Origin of the sequence: Tenacibaculum ovolyticum DSM 18103 (assembly GCF_000430545.1) — a bacterium.
GTDB classification, from domain to species: Bacteria; Bacteroidota; Bacteroidia; order Flavobacteriales; family Flavobacteriaceae; genus Polaribacter; species Polaribacter ovolyticus.
The window spans coordinates 91,665-113,272 of record NZ_AUMF01000008.1 but is presented as its reverse complement, the minus strand read 5'-3'; the positions used below and the strand labels follow the sequence as shown (position 1 = coordinate 113,272).

Sequence of the window (21,608 nt, the reverse complement as noted above, 5' to 3'; positions counted from 1 at the left end):
CCAAAAATTAATACGTATGGAAACTAAACTAAAACTAAATAATATAACAACAGAATACAGCAGGTTTAATGCAAATCAAGTATTAACTGAAAAACAATTAAATGCATTTATTGATTATTTTGATGATCAAGATCGTTTATCAAGGTTAGGTTTAAGTGGTGTTGGTCTTGTTTGTGGTTTTAAAGTAGCACCTCAATTTAATGTTGATAAAACAGCGGTTAAAAGTATTGAAATTACCCAAGGAACCGCAGTTACAACTGATGGAGATTTAGTTCAGTTTTTTGATCTAATAGCAGAGAATTTAACTTCTAAGACATTTTCATACTTTAAGAAATTTGAAGATGATAAAGGGCAATATCCTCGTTTTTTAAACTCACAAGAGAAGCAGTTTAAATTATGGGAGTTACACGCTAATGAAAATGAATCACATACCGATTTGGCAAGTTTTAAGGACATACAAAAAATGGCTGTTTTGTTGTACTTAGAGCAGTATTCTAAAGAAGATGTATTATGTAATAAACTATCATGCGATAATCAAGGTATAGAACAAATAAACAATTTACGAGTATTACTTGTAGACAGTAACGATTTAGAAGCTATAGCATCTAAAGACAAAATTTTTTCAGAGCATAATTGGTATAAAATTAATACTAGCTTACCAGTAGTAGAAGCAAAAAGAGTTGTGTTACGTGAGGGAAATACAAAAACATTTTCGGCATTAAAAGCACAGTTTGATGCTGTTGTTAAAGATGAAAGTATTAGCATAGATTTAATTTCAGGCTATAATATATTGCTAGAGAAATTTCAAAAACCTTCAATTACAGCAAAAATAGAAGCACTGTTAAAATTTAGTTCTTTGGCTGTTCCGTTAGATTTTCAATACAGATATGATGTTTTAAAAGATTTAATAGATACCTATAACGAAATAAAAGAATTATTACTACATATAAATGTAAACTGTTGTCCGAATATAGGAGCATTTCCAAAACATATAATGCTTGGTAAACTAAAACAAACTACAGCATATCCAGAATTGCGCCATCGTTTTTATAAATCGACTATTATAGGTCATGAGAATGAAAACCTTCAAAAAGTACAGCTTTTAATAGATAGAGCCATTGCAATAGTTAACAATTATATTGGAAATGAAAAATCAGAAGAAATTATTATAACACCTTCGCGTGCACATACTTTATTAAGTGATAAAGCAATTCCTTTTTATTATAATGTTTCCTCAGAGTTTTTAAATAAATGGGATTTTAATAAAACAAAAAATTATACAGAAAATCAAAACTTAAGCTACCACAAAGACAAATTATCATCAGCGTTAGCAATTCGAAAACCATTATCATACAACATTGATAAAAATGATTTTTATAGAATTGAAGGCCATCATGGTAAAATGTATCGAGAAGCTTTAGAAAAAATACAAAAGCTTAAAAAAGATAACGGATTAAGTTTTGATGTTAAAACACTTTCAATTAATGCTACAGATTTACATATAAACATAAATAATTATGAGTGTGAATTTGAAGATTTAAAAATGCTTTTGAGTGCTTGGAGAGCAGAACAAAATTGTATTCTATCAGAAGTAAGTAAAACCTTTTCAGCATTTAAATTAACAGACCCTAAAGCTAATTCAGAAGTAGATAAACTCGATTATAAAAAGAACAAAGGCAAAACTGCTGATGTTCTTGCAAGTTCAGTACCAATGGATAAAGAATCTATGCGTAGTATGAAAGAGCTATCAAGATCAGGCTATCAGGAAGTTACAAGATATGGTGAGAAAGTAAAAGAATACAGTCGTTTTTTAGAAGAAAAAAACATTGTAAAAGACAGCTTAACTAAGAGCAAAGATTCTTTAGGTTTTTTAATAGAACAAGTTTTTGAGAAAAACAAAAAAGGATCGGCAAGTGATATTATTCTAGAGGTAAATAAAGAAACTGAGGCTATTAGAGATAAAGAAATATGGAAAGAAGAACCAGTTCTTACCGATTTTATTTTAACAGATATCACAGAAACATTAGTACATGCTTATATTTTAGATACTAAAGTTCCGTTGAACATAAGAGATATTGACCACACAGTTTTAATGAGTTATAAATTAACGATTGAACAGTTGTGTAAACAAGTTAAAAAATTGCAAGCTCGCTATAATAGCACATCTTTAAAATTAACAACCAAACAGATATTGGGACTACTTGTAAACCAATTATCGATTGTTTGTTGTTCAGGGAAAAAACTTGAAACATTACTTGCAGAAATTGATAAAAGAAAGAAGAAAATTTTAGAAAAAATACAATTTTCTCAATTTGTAAAACAGCATCCAGGGTTAGAGCATAAAGCAGGAGTTGTACCTGGAGGAACTTTTGTAATGGTATACGTAACCGAGAATACTGCTGATAAAAACACATTTAAAGATGTAGTTTTAGATCTTGTTTTTCAACAACAACCAATCACAGGGAAAGAAGATTTTGAGTTTGAAAAAGAAAAGGAAAGAGAAAAAGAAAACTTGTTTTTGGGAAGAACAATTAATGAGTTTTCGTATAAAAATGGAGGTGTTCTTAAGCTTTGGAATGAAAAAGTGAGTACAGAATTTACTTTTATAAAAAAAGGATTTACAAATTTTGATAAGATAAATTTTCAGAATGAAAATGTTGTTGAAGTAGGGAAAACATTAGCAGAAACTGTTATGAATTTCACGAAATTTTTGAATAAAACTTGGGAAAGAGCAGGAGTCTCTGAAATTATTCAGGCAGGAGAAGAAATAATGTTTGATGATAAGTTAAGGTCAGTAGGTATGAAAATAAGAATAAAAGATCATCTAGTGCCTAAAGATGAGTATTTTTTCCAGATTTATAATCCTGCTATTTTAGGGAGTAATAAAAGATTATTTTTTGATGAAAGTAAAGTAATTGTAGATAATGCAACACTAAGAAATACGGTAATAGCAGATTTTTCTTTACCATATATGTGTTGTTCAGATTGTGCACCAATAAACTTTATTATACCAAAAGAACCACCTTTTTTAAGCCTACCAGAAACTGTAATTTGTTTGAAAAAAGATACAGTAATTTCCCCCCTTATTTTTACAGTTAAACCACAAGACGGAGAGGTCAAAGCTGATTTACCTCAAGGAATAGAATCTGGAATTTTTAAAGACGAAGAAGATAATAAGTATAAAATAGATGTTACTAAAATTGCTAAAAGTGAATTAGGAAAAACAATAAAATTCACGGTAAATGATCAACCTACGAACTGTGAACTTATCGTATACCCAGCATTAGAATTATTTATTAATGTAGAAGAACCTATTGAGTATAATGCAGACAAAACCCTTGCTAGAGTTACTTATGTTTTAAATTGGAAAGACTCAGAATTTGTAAATACTGATTTCTTTAATTCAATTACTTATAATTGGAATTTCATAGGAGATGGTACAAAAGTACAACGAACTCCTATGAATAATAGAGTTATTGAAAGTTATACATTACCAATAGATGACTTAAAAAATGAAATAAACCCAACCTTAGAAGTTTCATTAGGTTCATGTAAAAAAACAATAGCAATAAAAACAATAATTTTTGACACGTTTACACCATCAGAATTAGATATTCAGCCAAGTTATTGTTTAGACTTTACAACAGAAAAAATTGCTAGAATTAAGTTTTCTAACGTTAATGGAGTTATTACACTTTTAGGAGATGCTATAAAAGGAGTGAAAATTGAAGGAGAAGAATTAGTAATAGATGTAGCATTATTTAGAGCCTTTGATCAAACTATAGTGTTTTTAGAAAACGGGCAAACAACCAATGCAAGAATTACAATACGAGAGGTGAAACAAATTGCTATTTCTGAAAGAAAAGAATCGAGGTTTGTTTGGAAAGAAGGACAATTATTTTATGAAGGCGCATTTGAAGCGATATTACCTGATGGAATTAAACCTAGTGGATTAAAATACGAATGGAATGTTAATAATATAGAGGCTAGCGCTGAATTATTTACTCCTCAGTTATTAATTAAAGAAGGTAGAGAAAATACATTTAAAATAGTACTAACTATTTTTGATGAGAGTGGTTGTTCTTCAACAGCAAATTTTACTAAAATAATTCCTTTTCCAAAGTTTACAATTAACGGATTAGAAGATGAGTTGTGTTTAGATGACAAGCTTCATAAAATAACCATAGAACCAAAAATTGAAGGAACTCAATTAACTGGCGGAAATGTAACATTTAATGAAGATGAAAAAGTATGGGAATTTATTTCTAGTAAATCAGGATTAAACAGTGCAGGAGCTATAATTTTTAGCATTCCAGGAACTTTTGTCACTAAAACAATTAATTTAATAGAAAAATCGAAAGCCAATTTTACAGATAGTTTTAATGAAAAAACAAGAAAACTAACACTTGTAAATATTTCAGAAGATGGTAAAGAATATGTTTGGACGGTAAATGGGTTAGATAAAAAACCAACAACAGAAAAAACTACAATAGTAGAAGACTTAAGTACTTTTGATGAAGAATTTATTAAGGTTTCGTTAACTGTATTTAGTAATTGTGGAGATCATACTGAGACAAGAACAATAGAAGTTTTTAGGAATCAAGGAGGAAAAACATGTGAAGAAAAAGTAGAAACCTTTTTGTTGTCAGAAAGAGACACTTTTAAAGAAGAAGATAAAATCTTAGATTTAAATGACTCAGAAATAGTCAATAATGTAATATTACCGACTAAAAACTTATATGATATTGTACTTGGGGAGCTTCCAAACTTTTTAAATGGCTCAAAGAACTCAAGGTTAGAGAAACTGTTTTTAATCTTATTAGATCAAACATCAAGTAGATTAAAGAAAGATCCGAAGAACGAGGTTCTTAAAAAATATTACAGAGCTCAAGTAAAATTGTTCATTGGTATACTCCATTGTCAAGATATAGAGAGTTTAGAATTAGATGAAAAGAATATAACTTCTAGAATTAAAAACATTTTAGATACGATTAATGATGATTTAGGAGAATACAAAGAAATTAGAATTATAGTAGATGTCAAAGATTTATTACCAGAAGTAATGTCTTTAAAAACATTTTTAGAACGATGTGCAAAAGTTATTAAATCAGTACTTGTAACAAACTTTATTAACGAAAACCTAGTGTCTAAACTATGATAACAGGTGAAGAGCATACAATCAATAAAGTATTTGTTGAGGTAAATACAAAAAGTAAAAAAGTAGCAGAAGAATATAAAAATTCAATTGAAACTTTTTTAAAAGAAGAAGTATTTCCGCAACTTGAAAAGTATTTTAATTCATTAAAATTAAGTTCAGAAGAAGTTATTCAACAAATATCAAAACTAACACTAGAAGTTAATTTATCGAATAGCAATAGCGTTTTAAATTTTAAAACAGCACAACAAGAAGTAAAACAGCAAATTATAGAGCAATTAAAGATAGTTTTAGATAAGCCAACAGCACATGATGTAAAAGTTAATTCATTAACTGTATCAAAATCTAACCTAAATACATTTTTTTATTTTTTAGAAAACGGAACACTTCCTTGGTGGAGTAATATGGAAGAGAAAGCTGTTTTTTCTAGAAAAACACTATTTGAAATTACCGAAAATGAAAACTTTGAGACGCAGTTTTTAAAAGCTATTCGAAAAAATAAGATAAAACAACGATTAATAAATCAATTTTTTGATGATGAACTTCAGCTATTGTTTTTAGGGATTTTAAACAAACCCAAAGGGTTGAAAGAAATTCTATCAATTATTTCTAATACTAAAATACAATCAGAAGAAAAAAGAAAAAATATATGGCTTTATGTTATTAAAGGAGTGTTGGTAAAAGATTTTTTTAAGGTAATTACTACTATTAAAAAAAAGAGTATTCAACTAACAGCTAAAAATAAATTAAATAAAGAGAATACTAAGTTTAAAGAAGAGTATACGCAATTACAAGAAAAAATTAGTGTAAGTGTTCAAAATTATAAAGAAGAAAGTAAGCTAGAATATATTCTAGAACTTTTTTATGAAGCATTGCCTGAATTAAAAGAAAAAGTAGAAAACGAAAAAAGAATTTTTGTTAGTTCGAGCAAAAATAAATTAAGAGAAAAGGCGGGTGAAAAAAATATTTTTCAAAAAGGAAAAGACATAAATATTCCAAAAAATATAACGGAAGAGAAAGAAGTTTTTTTGAAAAAGAATAAACAGGATTCAATTAAAGAACAGGAAGATAATTTCTCTAAAAAGCAAGAATATTTAGCGCTAAAAACAGCTCAAAGAAGCTTAGAACGAAAGGAGTCTCAAAAAGCAAATGAAAAAATATTAACTACTGAAGAACTTGAGGATGTAAAGAATAACATTAGGGAAGAAAAAGAAGTTCATGATTTAGTTAAGCAAGAATTAGAAAAAGAAACTGAAAATAAACTAACAGATAGCGAAAGTAAGGAAGCTTCTATTGAAAAAGAAGAGTTAAGAATAACGAAAGAAAAAAAGACAGAAGAAACGAATAATAAAAAATTAAATCCAAGAGCAGATAAGCTAAGTAAAGAAAACGTCTTTCAAAATCAAATTATTAAAACGAACAAAGAAGAGTTAGGTAATAAATTTACAAATGAAAAAAGTGAAGATAATGAACCTTATGTAGTAGCTAAAGATGTTAAAATTCACTCAGAAAAAAGTGATAAGGAGGTTTTAGAAAGAGAAAACGAAATAAGTAAAGATAATATTTCTCTTAAAAATATAGCTAAAAGAACAAAAGGATTAGATGAAAACAGGTTCTTAAAAAACAATAAAGAAAGAGAGTTAATAGTTGACAACAGAATAAATATTAAAGAATCATTTAATGAATTAAATAGTCAAATAACGAAAAATAAAACAGGTGTTGTAAATCAAAACACCTCATATTTTGTTGATAATGCTGGACTAATTTTAATTCATCCATTTTTAAAACAGTTTTTTAATTCGTGTAATTTCCTAAACGAAGAAAATAAAATAATAAAACCAATTCAAGCAGTTCACTTATTACACTATGTCGCAACAAAAAGAGAAAAGCAAGTTGAAAGTAATTTAGTTTTTGAGAAGTTTTTATGTAATGTTCCTATAAATCATTCAATTCCTAGAAATATTACACTATCAGCAGAACTAAAAGAAAAGGCAGAAGAATTATTAAAAGCAGTAACCCAAAACTGGGAAGTACTTAAAAAATCATCTCCAGATCTTATTAGAAATGAATTTATACAAAGGGCAGGGAAATTAGATTTAACCAAAGATAATCCTAGTATTACTATAGAAAGAAAAGCGCAAGATATACTGTTAGATAAGTTGCCATGGAATTACAGTATGTGTAAACTGCCGTGGATGGATATACTAATTTTTACAAACTGGTAAGCTTTACAAACGGAAACAATGAAGCGAAGAACAAGAAGACTACAGTCACAAATCGTAAAAAAAGAAACTCCTTTTTTTAAACCAAGTATTCAAGCAAAGTTGAAAATGGGAAGTTCTGGAGATAAACACGAGGTAGAAGCCGATAAAATGGCCGATAAAGTGGTTAGTAAAAAAAATGAAGGAGGTTTATTACAAAGAAAAAAAGGAGAAGATGAGGTACAGCAAAAACCGTTAGCTTCTGAAATAACACCATTCATTCAAAAAAAGGAAAATTCAGAAGAAGAGCAACCTGTTCAAAAAAAGGAGGAAGAAGAAAAGGCTGTTCAAGCTAAGGAAGAGGAAGCTATTCAGGAAAAAGAAGAGGAAGAAATACAAACGAAATCAAAAACAACGACTAAATCACAACCTTCTTTTGAAGGTAAATTAAGAAAAGGGAGTGGAGGGCAAAAAATGGATGCTCAAACGTTAAAAGAAATGGAATCAAGTTTTGGTGTAGATTTTAATAATGTAAAAATACATAATGATTTGGGAGCAACTCAAATGAGTCAAGAAATAGGAGCGCAGGCATTCACAAATGGAAACGATATTTATTTTAATAAAGGGAAGTACAATCCTAATTCTAATAAAGGAAAGCATTTATTAGCGCATGAGTTAACGCATATTATTCAACAAAAAAAGATGAAAAAAGTATAAATTTATGTTTACAGCAAAAAAGAATAAGACACAGCCTTCTACTTCTTTAAAAAATAAAGGAGAATCACCATTCATTAAGCCAAAAATGAAGGTGGTAAAACCTGAAAACAAAAAAGGAACTGTAAAATCTACCCCCAAAAAAGAGCAGGCTGTAAACAAATTAAATACACATTCTAGTGAAGTTGATAAGGAGAATAAAGAGACAAATGAAGGAGTTAATAAATTAAGTGAAAGTAAAAAAACTTCAAAGGATGTTGGATTAAAAACATTAAATGTAGCAGGTGTAAAAGAAGTTGTTTCTAGTACTACAAAACCGGTAAAAGGTTCTAATTATGATAGTCAGACTATAAAAAGTAAAAAAGAGGTAAAAGAAAGAAGTGATAAAGAAAAGGACATAAAAAAGGAAGGAGATATTGTTAAAAATAAAATTCCTAAAGCACCTATAAAACCAGAAGATGATCCTGCTTTTAAAAAACAAATAAAAGTAACCGAAAAAGTAAAAGAAGAAAAATCTAAACACCCAGAACCAGCTACTAAAGTAGGTGAACAAAAAGAAGCTGGTCGCCTAGGAGTAGAAGTACAGTCTGTAAAAAACGATCAAAAAGCACATGCAGATTCACTATCTGCAACTTCAGAACAAGAAAAAAAGAGAGCACCTTTTACTCCTGAATCATTTAAAGAATTATTAAAAAATAATCTAGATGATTTAGAAAAAAAATTACCTAAAAACTCAGAAGAAGCAGAAAAGTTTAAAGAAGAGAAGCCTATAGAGAGGATCAAAGAAAATATTTCAGGTCAAGTAACTTCAGAAAGTGATAAGTTAGCGGGGCCAATGAAAAATGAAGCAGATAAACCTGCACCAGTAACTGGAGCACCAATTTTAGAAGTAAAAGCTTTACCAGTTACTAACCCTGGAATTGCTCCAAAACCATTGAATGCTAAAGCGATAAGTCCAAAGTCTAAAACGAGCCAGGAAATTTCAATGGAAAAAGAAAGTCAGTCGTTAGACAATGAAATGTCAGAAAATAATGTGACTGATGAACAATTGGCAAAATCGAACGAACCAAAATTTACAGGTGCTTTAGAACAAAAAAATCAAGCACAAGTAGAAGCAAAATTAGCACCAGTAACTTATCGTAAAAAAGAGGAAGCTCAACTAGGTACTGCTCAAAATAAAGCCGCAACTTCAAGTAGAGAAGGTTTAGATCAAATGCAAGGCGCAAAGCAGTTGTCAGAAAATAATGTTTTAGCGAGTCAAACTACGAATAAAACGAGCGATAAAACAGCACAAGAAAAGATTTTTGCGGAGTTTCAAGAGATTTATGAAGAAACCAAAAAAACGGTAACAGAGAGTTTAGAAAAACTATCTGAAGATGTAGATAAAAAATTTAGTGAAGAAGCAGAAAGTGCACAAATAACTTTTGAGAAAAATGTAGAAGATGGTTTAGGACAAATTTATGGTTGGACGGTTATTGATGATTGGATTTTTGGAGAAGATACAGAAGCAATAGACAAACTTTTCATAATAGAAAAAGGCAATTTTGTAGCCAAGATGAATTCAGTTTTAGATGCGATATCAATTATTATTGCTGATGGATTAAATGGAGCTTTAGATACAATTGATGTAGGGAAAAAGAAATCAAAAGAAAAGTTTGATAATTTAGATGCCTCTCAAAAGAAATTAGGGGAAGAAGCATTTAATGATTTTAATGATCAATATGCCGATTTAGAAAATACTGTTTATGAAAAACAAGATGAATTGGCTTCAGATTTGGCGCAGTCATACAAAGAAAATATAGATTCATTACAAGCAAAGTTTGATGAAATAAAAGAGAGTGTAAGTGCAGGTTGGATTGGTGGAGCTTTAAATGCATTAAAGGGCGTTATAGAAACTATTAAAAAACTTAGAGATTTAATAGCAAATTTATTAGCAGAAATACAAAATGCTATGGATGTTATTATTAAAGATCCTATAGGTTTTGTTGCTACATTATTTGAAGGAGTAGGAAAAGGAATTGATATGTTTATGGCTAATATTCAAAAACATATGTTAGGTGGTTTTGTAACGTGGTTAACAGGAGCGATGGGACCAGTAGGAATTACTATTCCAGATAATTTATTTAGTCTTAAGGGGATTTTTAGTTTAGTAATGCAAGTACTTGGACTGTCTTGGGATTTTGTGCGTGAAAAATCAGTATTACTAATGGGAGAACCAATGGTTACTGCTATGGAAAAAGGCTTTGAAATGTTTCAGATTATTAGAGAAAAAGGAGTTTCTGGAATCTGGGAGCATATCAAAGAGCAGTTTACAGACCTTAAAGAAACCATTATAGAATCTATAAAGAGCATGCTAATTACACAGGTAATAGAGGCTGGTATAAAATGGTTGTTAAGTTTGTTAATTCCAGGAGCAGGGTTTATAAAAGCCATTATGGCTATTAAAGATCTTATTGTGTTTTTTGTAGAATCAGCAATCATGCTAATACCTTCTTTAATTAAAGCGATTAAATCGTTAGCCAGTGGTAATGTAGCAGGGGTTGCAAAGGCAATAGAAAAAGGGCTAGCAATGCTATTACCACTTGTTATAAGTCTTTTTGCTAAACTAATAGGCTTAGGCGGACTTGTAAAAAAAGTACAGAAAATAGTTGAAAAAGTGCGTAAACGTATCGACCGTGCGGTTACAAAAATGATTAAGAAAGCGAAGAAGAAATTCAATAAAATTTTAGGAAAGAATAAGCCTAAAAAAGGGCAAGCTAAGAAAATTAAAGAAGATAATAAAAACCAAAAGCCAGACATACTCACAACTAAGGATAAGGCGAAGCATAAGAAAATTATTGTAAGGATAGAGAAAAAATTAGGAACAAAAGCAAATAAGGGTGAACCTTTTGATAAGTTTCATGCGAGGAAGAAAAAAGAAGCAAAAACATTAGAAAACAAGTATCAACCTCAATTAAAGAAAGGGATTAATTTAGACATTAAGTTTAATGAATTGACAAAAGATCAGAAAGATAATGATGTTGATATTAATATAAAAATAGCTCCTAACACTTCTAGAGGTAGCGTACAATCACCAGGAGATGGAGATTCAACAAAAAAAATACATGACCAAGTAAAAGAAGACTTTAAAAGTAAGGCACATTCTAAAATAATAAAAAAGCAACAGAAAAGTTTAGACTCAATATTAGAAAAGGATAAAAAAATAAAGGATGGGAGAAAAAGAATACGGTCGTATGGAAATGAAAATCTATCAACAGGAGCGGTGAGTAAATTGAATGAAAAAAATCTAATGTCTAAAGAATTAGATGCTAAAACAAATGATTATACAAAGTATTTAAGATCTGTTATTTGGAAACTATTAAAAGTACATCAAAATGAAAAGTTTAAAGGAAAAACATTAAAAAGCCCAGAAGTACAAAAAGAAATAGATATAGTAATAAGAGATATCAAAACAAAAGCGAGTTTATTAGCAAAGGTGGCTCAAACAAGATATTTTAAAGGGAAAGAAGAGAATTTAAAAGATGAGGTAGCCAAATTAGTGCAAAAAGATACACATAATAACTTTAACCCAAAAGAGATGGTTTTTCAAGAGTTGGGAGAGGGGGTTTATAAAATTTTATATAAAACAGCAGATTCACAAGGGAACTCAGGTCCCGAATTTGAAATAGATGTAAAGTATGACGAACTGGCTAGTAAGTTTTACAATGAAGAAGTAAGAACAGTAAAAGGAAGTTCTTTAAAAGTAAAGCATGACTCTGTAAAAGGAAGAGGAGTTTGGGATAGTGGTAAAAATGGATTTCATAATGCACATATATTAGCTGATCAACTAGGAGGAGCAGGAAAAAACTATGCGGCAAATATTAACGAATCATCTCCAGAATATAACACAAGAGATATGAAAGGTGTAGAAGATAAAGTAGCGGCTTATTATAAACAAAGAAATAAAAATAGAAATGATGATTTACCATTTAATATAACAGTCTCAGCAACTTTAAGAGATGAGAAAATAAAAAAGAATATTTTAACGAATCTGTTAGAAAAAGAATTTAAAAAAGATAATAATAACGTAAAGGTAAAAAGTGGAGGGGTAAAAGAGATAAAAGCAAAGGCAGAAGATGAGATGGTAAGAACACTTCAAACAGAAATAACTAAAGACATGAAAGAAATACCTGCACGTTTTGAGAAGGTGGTATATGAAACAAAAGGATTAGAAAAAAAGACACCAGTAAATAAAAATGTATTAGGATTGTCAAATCTAAAAGAAAATGATAATGGTACTGATTATAACAACACTAAGAGAGAATCAACAGTTGAAGAAGAAGCAGGGTTAATCAATCAAACATTAACAATAGGTGTAGATAAAGGTTATGAGAAAGTTATTAATAAAAATACAGCATTTGATAAAAACAAAGTAATCAAAAAACTAAAAGCATTAAAAGGGAAATAATAATAGATGGTAAAAGATCAAAAAATAAGAACAGGAGTTGGTGTTTTTAGTATACTAGAAGAGGCGCTAAAAAATAGGATAGCTTATGAAAAGGGCATGCTAACTGAATTAAAATTTAATTTTTCAATAAAAGGAGAGAATACAGTACTTACCAAATTTATAATAGAAAAAGATTTGTTGGGAGAAGAAGTAATTATTCTGTTGCTAGCATTAATACCACATATATTGCCAGGGTTTATTGAGGATGTAATTACAGATTTATTACCTGAGGGGGGAGATTTTATTGAATTTGGAGGGGTTAAAGGAAAGAATCATAGAGGTGTTTTGCCTACAGGTGAAACAGCTCTTTATATTTTATCAGGAAATGTACTTGAAGAAAGGGAAAGGTATTTTAGGTTTTTGTTAAATGAAAGCTTTTTGTTTAAAGAAAAAATAATAGAATTGGAAAGCGTACCAAAAGGTGAACCTTTTATGAGTGGTAAACTTATTCTAGCAGAAGAATATATTCATTTATTTTTAACAGGAAAAGAGTTAAAACCACAAATGAGTCAAGATTTCCCTGCAAGTTTAATTTCAACTGATTTAGAATGGGAAGATTTGGTATTAAATACAAAAACGTTAGATGATGTTAAAGAAATAGAGAATTGGCTGACATATAAAGAGACATTAATGAATGATTGGGGTATGAAATCTAAAATAAAACCAGGTTACCGTGTGTTATTCTGTGGATTGCCAGGAACAGGAAAAACATTAACTGCTGGTTTGTTAGGGAAATATACGGGTAAAGATGTATATCGAGTAGATTTATCAATGGTTGTATCAAAATTTATTGGTGAAACAGAAAAAAACTTATCTAAATTATTTGATAAATCGATAAATCAAAATTGGATTCTTTTTTTCGATGAAGCAGATGCTATTTTTGGAAAACGTACAAGTGTTAGAGATGCACATGATAAATATGCAAATCAAGAAGTATCTTACTTACTACAGCGAATAGAAGCACATCCAGGATTAATAATATTAGCATCAAATTTTAGAAACAATATAGATTCAGCCTTTACAAGACGATTCCATAATATTATAGAATTTGAGGCGCCAGGATATGAAGAAAGAATTTTATTGTGGAAGAAAAACTTACCAATAAATATTGAACTAGAGTCATCTATAACCACTGAAGAACTTGCTAAAAAATACAGTATTACAGGAGCAAATATTGTAAATGTTATTCAGTATGCTTGTTTAAAAACAATAGCTAACCATAAAGAAGAAATACAAAGGCAATATCTTTTAGAAGGTATAAAGCGAGAGTATAGTAAAGAAGGAAAAACCATTAATATAAACATATAGCAATTATGAAATCGATAAATAACATTAACGGAATTCCTTTACATTATGCAAGATTAACAAACCATCCTTATGGTACAAGAGGAGAACAACGTAATTTTTTAGTTGATGAAGCCTTCTTAATAACACTTGAAAAAGCTTTACAAGAAGTTTTTGAACATTGCCCATTAGGAATACCAGAAGTAATAACAACAGCAGGAATATTTGTTAATAAACCAGGGCAACATAGTCATGGAAAAGCATTTGATTTAGATGCTGTTTTTTGGAAGGAGGAAACCTTAATTACCATGAATTTTGTACACCAAAAAGAATTGTATTTAGGGATAGAATCTTTTTTAAGAAAACATTTCGGAATTGTATTAAACTACCATTACCCAAATCACAAAGACCACTGGCACGTAGATACAAGTGTACCTGTTGATTATAATGAAAGCTCAAAATCAGAAACACTTTATGTGCAATTAGTTTTAAAACATATTTATAAAGAAGAAATTTTAGTAGATGGAATTTGGGGGAGGCAAACAGCAGGCGTTGTAAAAGAGGTTTTTAATAAGCTAGGAATCAATACACCAATAACCACGAGGGTCAATTATATAAAATTTTTAGATATAACGGGTAAAATCGCATTTAAGCTTTGTGAAGAAAAAAGAACGCCTACACATCTTTTAAATAATTTAACTGAAGTTATTGAAGATTTGCCGCAGCAAAACCGAATTGTAGTTAGAGAAGCACTTAATACTTTTTTAGATCATAATGAAACAACATTATGGTTAGGTAGTTTTTCTGATAAGCATGATTTAGACACTGTAATTAATACTGTTTTAAATTCATAGAAGATAGCTGTGTTTTATAAAGCTATTAAGCTTTTTTATTGTTTTTTATGTAGGATTGAATCCTGAGATTAAGAAACTTAATTACCTATATATGGGTATTAAAAAAGGTGCTTTTGGTACTTAATTTTGACAATAACTAACTAATAAAACTATTGTCATGAACAAAATTATAATTTTCATAGTTGTATTTACAACTTTTACGCTTTACTCTCAAAAAAAGGATAGTATTATAGTAATAAATCCTTTTGGAGCAAACGAGTATCCTCTAAAAAATAACCGTTATGGTAATACGGTAAAGTTTAAAATAACAAACGTTAATGTGTTTAAGTTAACAGGAGAGGTAAGTAGTACAGGAGAAACTTCTGTATTTGAAATTCCGAAAATATTTAAGGAAACATACGGGAAGGAAATGGATTCAATTTTTATAAGCGGTAATAGTCAATTAGGCATAAAAAGCTCAACAAATAATGATATGTTTAATTCTTTAATACTGAGTGATAGCTTGAAAAAAATAATTGTATCTCAAAATAACTTTATAAAAAATAAAAATAATTTTATAAGAAACCTCCAAAAAATAAATGGTTTTATTTCTTTAGAAGAACAATTAAAAATAGAATTAAAAGATTCAGTTTTTATAAGAGATATACTTTTTTTAAAAAATAATACAGAAGCGTATTATAACGCAGTATTTGAAGATAAAGGTGTTTTAGATAATTTAAAAGAAGTAGATACTACTATTAGTAGGTTATTAGAAAACTATAGTTTAATGAAGTTTAATTATAACGTGATTAATAAAACATTAGAAAAGGAAGAATTTAAATTAAATGGAGAGTTAAAGGATGCTGATAAAAAAACGGTACTTAAAGTAGTGGAGGCTAATATTAAAATTGATAGAAAAAAATTATTCGAAGAAGAAATGGCATATGCTAGTAAGTTGAGAGATTCAATAGCTAAACCAGAAACTCAGAAACTAATTAAGAAAAAGGCATCTATAGGAGTAAGTTTATATGAAAAAATACAAAATGAAAAATATGAAGTATTCACAAAAGCGCATCAATTACTAGAAGATGTAGTTACATTAACGCCAAAGTTACTAGATGTTAAAGGTAAAGAAGTCTATTCTTTTAATCCGTTGCAAATAAAAACGAGGCATAAATGGAAAGTGAATTTTAGCTCAGGATATTTACTAAGTTTTAAAGGAGATGATAGCTTTTCATATAAAAAAGATACATCTGGAATTATAGGGGTAAAAGAGTCAGAAAAAAATGAAGTAAATCATGCCCTAGGAGGGTTAATACATGCATATTTTGATTGTGTCGACGGTTTTCAACCAGCATTATCGGCGGGTTTAAGTGTGAATTCGAATGGTAATTTAGGTTTTTATAGTGGGTTTTCGTTTTTGTTTACAGAAAAAAATCGATTAGTACTTTCAATGGGGTACTCATTAACCAGTGTAAAAACTTTAGATACGAGTAATTTAGATACAGATTTAAAATTTGTTAATACAAATGATATAGATCTTAAATATAATGATGTTTATAAAGGTGGATTCTTTATAGGGCTTACTTATAATTTAGCAAAATAGGATGTTATCCGAAAAACTATGTGAATTTTAAAAAGCTCAGGATTGAATTAAATCAATCCTGAGCTTTTTAATTTAGTTTATAATTAATATGTTGCTCATCTAATGTTTTTAAAAATTCATTAGAAATTTTAATTTTTGTATTTCTACTAGGTAAATTTAATTCTATTTTTTCTTCGGTATCCCAAATAGTAAAATGTAATCCTTGGCTACCTCTATTAGTAGCAAATAAATGTTGTAAGTCTTTAATTCTGTTTTCGCTCACTTCTTTTAGGCTCATTTTTAGTGTAACTTTTTTACACATTTTGTCCATAATGTCGTGAAGTAATAAAAACTCATTAAAACTAACTCTTGGTTCACCTTTTATTCCCTCTTTATTCGTCCAGCCAGGCTTTACCATAGTCTTTACAAAAAGGAAAGAATTAGGAACTAAGAAATGTTTAAATTTTAAATATTCTTCACCAAAAATTCTAAACTCAAAATTTTCAGTATAATCTTCAATAAAAAAAGTAGCCCATCCTTTTCCTGCCTTAGAAACACGATGTTGTACATCGGTAACAATACCACCAAATGATAATGCCATTCCTTCATATTTAGGTAAATCATTGTAAGCAGATAATGCAACATTACAGAATTTTAATTCATTTTTAAAATCATCTAATGGATGTGCAGAAATATAAATACCAACAACTTCTTTTTCCTTTCCTAATAACTCCATAGTACCCCAAGTATCACAAATAGGAATAATAGGTTCTGGCATTTCTTCTTCAGAGCCTCCACCAAATAATGAGACTTGAGAAGAGTTTTGATTTTCTTGAAACTTATTACCAAAACGTAATGCTTTTTCTATAAATTTTTGACTTTTTTCATCTTCAACAAAATATTGAGCTCTATGAGTGTTTGTAAAAGAATCAAAACCTCCTGCTAAAATTAAACCTTCAAAGGCTTTTTTATTCGCTACACGTAGATCGACACGTTTTGACATGTCAAAAACAGAAGAATAATGACCGTTTTCTTCGCGTTCACTTATTATTGCACGAACAGCTGAAGCTCCAACCCCTTTAATAGCAGCCATTCCAAAACGAATAGCACCTTCTTTATTTACTGAGAATTTAGAGTATGATTCATTTACATCTGGCCCTAAAACGGTAATTCCAGAACGTTTACATTCTTCCATAAAAAATGATACAGACTTTATATCATTCATGTTGTTAGAAAGAACCGCAGCCATATATTCAGCAGGATAATGAGCTTTTAAATAAGCTGTTTGATATGCAATCCAAGCATAACAAGTAGAGTGAGATTTGTTAAATGCATAGGATGCGAAAGCCTCCCAGTCTGTCCAAATTTTCTCTAATTTTTTAGCATCATGACCATTTGCACTAGCTTGTTCAACAAATTTAGGTTTCATTTTATCTAGAACCGCAATTTGTTTTTTACCCATTGCTTTACGTAAAACATCGGCTTCACCTTTAGTGAAATCAGCTAACTTCTGAGAAAGTAACATTACCTGCTCTTGGTATACTGTAATTCCGTATGTTTCTGCAAGGTATTCTTCCATTGCAGGTAAATCATACTCAATTTCTTCGTCTCCATGTTTTCTTTGGATAAAAGAAGGAATATATTCCATTGGTCCCGGACGATACAATGCATTCATGGCAATTAGATCTTCAAAAACAGTAGGTTTTAAAGAGCGCATGTGTTTTTGCATTCCTGGAGATTCATATTGAAAGATACCAACAGTTTCTCCTCTTTGGAATAGCTCATAGGTTTTTATATCATCAAGCGGAAAATTTTCAGGATCTAAAAGAACATCGTGTCGTGCTTTTACAATTTTAACGGTGTCTTTAATTAGCGTTAGCGTTTTTAATCCCAAGAAATCCATTTTCAGTAGTCCAGCATCTTCAACAACCGAGTTGTCAAACTGCGTAACATACATGTCAGAATCTTTTGCTAACGCAACAGGTACGAATTTTGTAATATCGTCGGGCGTAATAATTACACCACAGGCATGAATACCTGTATTACGAACAGAACCTTCTAGAATTCGAGCTTTATTAATGGTTTCAGCCATTAAATCATTTCCGTTAGAAAGTCTTTTTAATTCATTTACTAATTCAATTTCTTCAGCTCTAAGTTTTTCTTTCAGTGTTTTTTCATCTAAAGAAAATATTTTCTTCAGTTTCATTCCTGGAATTAACTTAGCAATTCTATCGGCTTCAAAAAGAGGTAAATCTAATACACGAGCAGTATCTCTAATTGAAGATTTTGCTGCCATGGTACCGTAAGTAATAATTTGTGCTACTTGATTCGCACCATATTTATCAATTACATAATCCATTACTCTACCACGACCTTCATCATCAAAATCAATATCAATATCGGGCATTGATACACGCTCAGGATTTAAGAAACGCTCAAAAAGTAAATCGTATTTAATAGGGTCTATATTGGTAATCCATAAACAATAGGCAACTACTGATCCTGCAGCAGAACCACGCCCAGGACCAACGGCAACATCCATATTTCTCGCCTCTCTAATAAAATCTTCAACAATTAAGAAATATCCAGGATACCCAGTTTTCTCAATTACTTCCAATTCAAAATCTAAACGTTCACGAATACTATCGGTTATTTCACCATATCGTTTTTTTGCACCTACGTATGTTAAATGCCTTAAAAAATTGTTTTCTCCTCGTTTACCACCATCTTCATTATCTTTTTCATCTTTAAACTCGTCAGCAATATCAAAAGCGGGTAATAAAACATCACGAGCTAATGTATACGGTTCAATTTTATCTACAATTTCTTGAATGTTAATGATTGCTTCAGGAAGATCAGCAAACAAAATTTTCATTTCTTCAGAAGATTTGAAATAGTATTGGTCATTTGGCAAGCCATAACGATACCCTCTTCCTCTTCCTTTTGGTGTTGCTTGTTTTTCTCCATCTTTTACACACAATAGAATATCGTGGGCATTTGCATCTTCTTGACTTAGGTAAAAAGTATTATTTGAAGCAACAGTTTTTATAACATGTTTTTCTGAGAATTTTAAAAGTGTTTCATTTACAACTCTTTCATCATCTTGGTTGTGACGCATTAACTCAATATATAAGTCAGCACCAAATTGTTCTTTCCACCAAAGTAAAGCTTCTTCTGCTTGCGCTTCACCAACATTTAAAATTTTACTAGGAACTTCACCATACAAACTTCCAGTAAGTACAATGATATCTTCTTTATATTGTTCAACTACTTTCTTATCAATTCTAGGGATGTAGTAAAAACCATCAACAAAGGCTATTGATGACATTTTTGCTAGGTTGTGGTATCCTTTTTTGTTTTTTGCTAATAAAACAACTTGATAACCATTGTCTTTTTGACTTTTATTTAAATGATCTTCACAAATATTGAATTCACATCCAACAATAGGTTTTAATGTTTTTTGAATAGGTTCTTCACCTTTTTCAATAGCTTCTTTATTTGCTGATTCTACAGCTTTATTATGATTTAAAACAGCTTGTACAAAATGAAAAGCAGCCATCATATTTCCTGTATCAGTCATTGCAACTGCCGACATGTTATCTTTTGCGGCAGCTTTTACAATATTACCAATTTGTATGGTTGATTGTAATACTGAGTATTGTGTATGATTATGAAGGTGGGCAAACTGAACATTTTCTAATTCAGCTAAACTTTCATTGGTATTTATTGTTGTTTTTACACCTTTCGCTTTCTCAATTCTATTGCGAATCTTCTCGCTTTCTCTTTTAAGATTTAAGTGTTCTAAACCAATTACTTGAATTGCACTTGGGTTGTTTTCTGTATAGCTATCAAAGAAATCATCTGAAACATCAAGTTGCTCTTTGGTAAATTGACGTAAACGAATTAATTCTAAAAAACATCGGGTAGTAGCCTCTACATCGGCAGTTGCATTGTGTGCATCACCAAAACCAATTCCAAAAAGATGATTGTGTAATTCGGTTAGTGTGGGAAGCTTAAATTTACCACCACGACCACCAGGAATTTGACACATTTTAGCAGTATGCTCTGTACAAGTATCTAAAACAGGTAGTTCAGTTAAATTGTTTTCAACGCCCAAACGATGGAATTCACATCCCATAATATTAATATCAAAAGCAAGGTTTTGACCAACGATGAATTTTGTTTTACTTAACGCTTCATTAAATAAAGCTAAACCTTCAGAAAGTTCAATACCTTGTTCTTTGGCTAAATCGGTAGAAATACCGTGAATTCTTTCAGCATCATAAGGAATGTTATATCCGTCAGGTATAATAAGAAAATCGTTATGCTCAATTAAATTACCAAGTTCATCATGTAATTGCCAAGCAATTTGTGTTGCTCTAGGCCAATTATTAGTATCAGTAATTGGAGCATTCCAACTTTTAGGTAATCCAGTGGTTTCAGTATCAAATATTAAATACATCTATAATATTTTATTGAGGTGTTTAGATAAAAACAAAGTGTAAAAATACAAAGAATTTGCGGTGTTTACAGCAGAAGTTATTAACGTGGTTTCTTTAGTGTAGTTGCTTTAATTAGATGATAAAATTACGCTTTAGATACTAGGCTTCTAAATTGTCTAAGTGTTTTTAATTTAAGGATAAATACAAAATGATGACTTGGTGTTTGTGCTTGTTTTCTTAAAGCCTTGTTTTTCAGTTGTTTTTTTGTTGCAATAATGTTGTTTTTTGCTTTTTAGTTAAAAAAGGTTTTGTATTTTTGCCGCCACTTATCACGAGATGATAAGATTTATTAATAATCAAGGTCGCGTACCTTAAAAATTAAAATTATGCCTGTAAAAATTAGATTACAAAGACACGGTAAGAAAGGAAAACCTTTTTACTGGGTAGTAGCTGCTGATTCAAGATCAAAAAGAGATGGACGTTTCTTAGAGAAAATCGGAACTTACAATCCTAATACAAATCCTGCAACTATCGATTTAGATGTTGATGGAGCTGTAGAATGGTTACAAAAAGGTGCTCAACCAACTGATACTGCAAGAAACATTTTATCTTATAAAGGTGTTATGTTAAAGAATCATTTAGCTGGTGGAGTTAAAAAAGGAGCTTTAACTCAAGAACAAGCAGATGCAAAATTTGCAACTTGGTTAGAGGGAAAAACTGGAGAAGTTGCTGGTAAAGTTGAAGGTTTAGCTAAGGCTGAAGCAGATGCAAAAGCAAAAGCAATCGAAGCAGAAAAAGCAGTAAACGCAGCTCGTATCGAAGCTAACAAGCCTGTTGTAGAAGATACAGAGGAAGTTGTTGCTGAAAAAGGTGCAGATAGCGAAGAATAAAAACTGTACTATAATGAT

General features: G+C 30.1%; 9 protein-coding genes. 8 read left to right on the top strand and 1 reads right to left on the bottom strand.

Annotated features, from left to right (window positions below; translation table 11 throughout):
* Window positions 1-16: 16 nt before the first annotated feature.
* From H518_RS0100435 to H518_RS0100405, 7 genes are all read left to right on the top strand, one after another.
* Window positions 17-5,158, top strand: coding sequence for a hypothetical protein (locus H518_RS0100435; RefSeq protein ID WP_028887237.1), 5,142 nt, complete (start codon window positions 17-19; stop codon window positions 5,156-5,158).
* A complete protein-coding gene (locus tag H518_RS0100430; protein ID WP_028887236.1) occupies window positions 5,155-7,380 on the top strand; it encodes a contractile injection system tape measure protein in 2,226 nt (741 codons plus the stop codon). The genes H518_RS0100435 and H518_RS0100430 overlap by 4 nt, the downstream gene beginning before the upstream one ends.
* Window positions 7,381-7,398: 18 nt before the next feature.
* Window positions 7,399-8,073: an eCIS core domain-containing protein gene (locus tag H518_RS18930; RefSeq protein WP_051263608.1), complete on the top strand. Its 675-nt coding sequence runs from the start codon at window positions 7,399-7,401 to the stop codon at window positions 8,071-8,073.
* Window positions 8,074-8,077: 4 nt separating this feature from the next.
* Window positions 8,078-12,517 carry a phage tail protein gene (locus tag H518_RS0100420; RefSeq protein ID WP_028887235.1) on the top strand — a complete coding sequence of 1,480 codons (4,440 nt, stop codon included), beginning with the start codon at window positions 8,078-8,080 and terminating at the stop codon, window positions 12,515-12,517.
* A gap of 6 nt (window positions 12,518-12,523) precedes the next feature.
* Window positions 12,524-13,864: an ATP-binding protein gene (locus H518_RS0100415; RefSeq protein WP_051263607.1), complete on the top strand. Its 1,341-nt coding sequence runs from the start codon at window positions 12,524-12,526 to the stop codon at window positions 13,862-13,864.
* Between the two features lie 5 nt (window positions 13,865-13,869).
* Entirely contained in the window at window positions 13,870-14,694 is an 825-nt protein-coding gene (locus H518_RS0100410; RefSeq protein WP_028887233.1) for a hypothetical protein, read from the top strand.
* A 157-nt stretch (window positions 14,695-14,851) separates the two neighbouring features.
* Entirely contained in the window at window positions 14,852-16,279 is a 1,428-nt protein-coding gene (locus H518_RS0100405; protein ID WP_028887232.1) for a hypothetical protein, read from the top strand.
* A gap of 67 nt (window positions 16,280-16,346) precedes the next feature.
* On the opposite strand, the gene dnaE is transcribed toward H518_RS0100405, so the two are convergent.
* Entirely contained in the window at window positions 16,347-20,720 is a 4,374-nt protein-coding gene (dnaE, locus tag H518_RS0100400; protein WP_028887231.1) for a DNA polymerase III subunit alpha, read from the bottom strand.
* Window positions 20,721-21,086: 366 nt separating this feature from the next.
* Here dnaE and H518_RS18925 point away from each other — a divergent pair, with 366 nt between their 5' ends.
* Window positions 21,087-21,590, top strand: coding sequence for a 30S ribosomal protein S16 (locus tag H518_RS18925; RefSeq protein WP_043706289.1), 504 nt, complete (start codon window positions 21,087-21,089; stop codon window positions 21,588-21,590).
* The last annotated feature ends 18 nt before the right edge of the window (window positions 21,591-21,608 follow it).

Bases quoted from the DNA above. Each gene is read 5' to 3' on its own strand.
- dnaE (WP_028887231.1), bottom strand. From the start codon at position 20,720: ATGTATTTAATATTTGATACTGAAACCACTGGATTACCTAAAAGTTGG.
- H518_RS0100420 (WP_028887235.1), top strand. From the start codon at position 8,078: ATGTTTACAGCAAAAAAGAATAAGACACAGCCTTCTACTTCTTTAAAA.
- H518_RS0100435 (WP_028887237.1), top strand. From the start codon at position 17: ATGGAAACTAAACTAAAACTAAATAATATAACAACAGAATACAGCAGG.
- H518_RS0100430 (WP_028887236.1), top strand. From the start codon at position 5,155: ATGATAACAGGTGAAGAGCATACAATCAATAAAGTATTTGTTGAGGTA.
- H518_RS18925 (WP_043706289.1), top strand. From the start codon at position 21,087: ATGCCTGTAAAAATTAGATTACAAAGACACGGTAAGAAAGGAAAACCT.
- H518_RS0100415 (WP_051263607.1), top strand. From the start codon at position 12,524: ATGGTAAAAGATCAAAAAATAAGAACAGGAGTTGGTGTTTTTAGTATA.
- H518_RS0100405 (WP_028887232.1), top strand. From the start codon at position 14,852: ATGAACAAAATTATAATTTTCATAGTTGTATTTACAACTTTTACGCTT.
- H518_RS0100410 (WP_028887233.1), top strand. From the start codon at position 13,870: ATGAAATCGATAAATAACATTAACGGAATTCCTTTACATTATGCAAGA.
- H518_RS18930 (WP_051263608.1), top strand. From the start codon at position 7,399: ATGAAGCGAAGAACAAGAAGACTACAGTCACAAATCGTAAAAAAAGAA.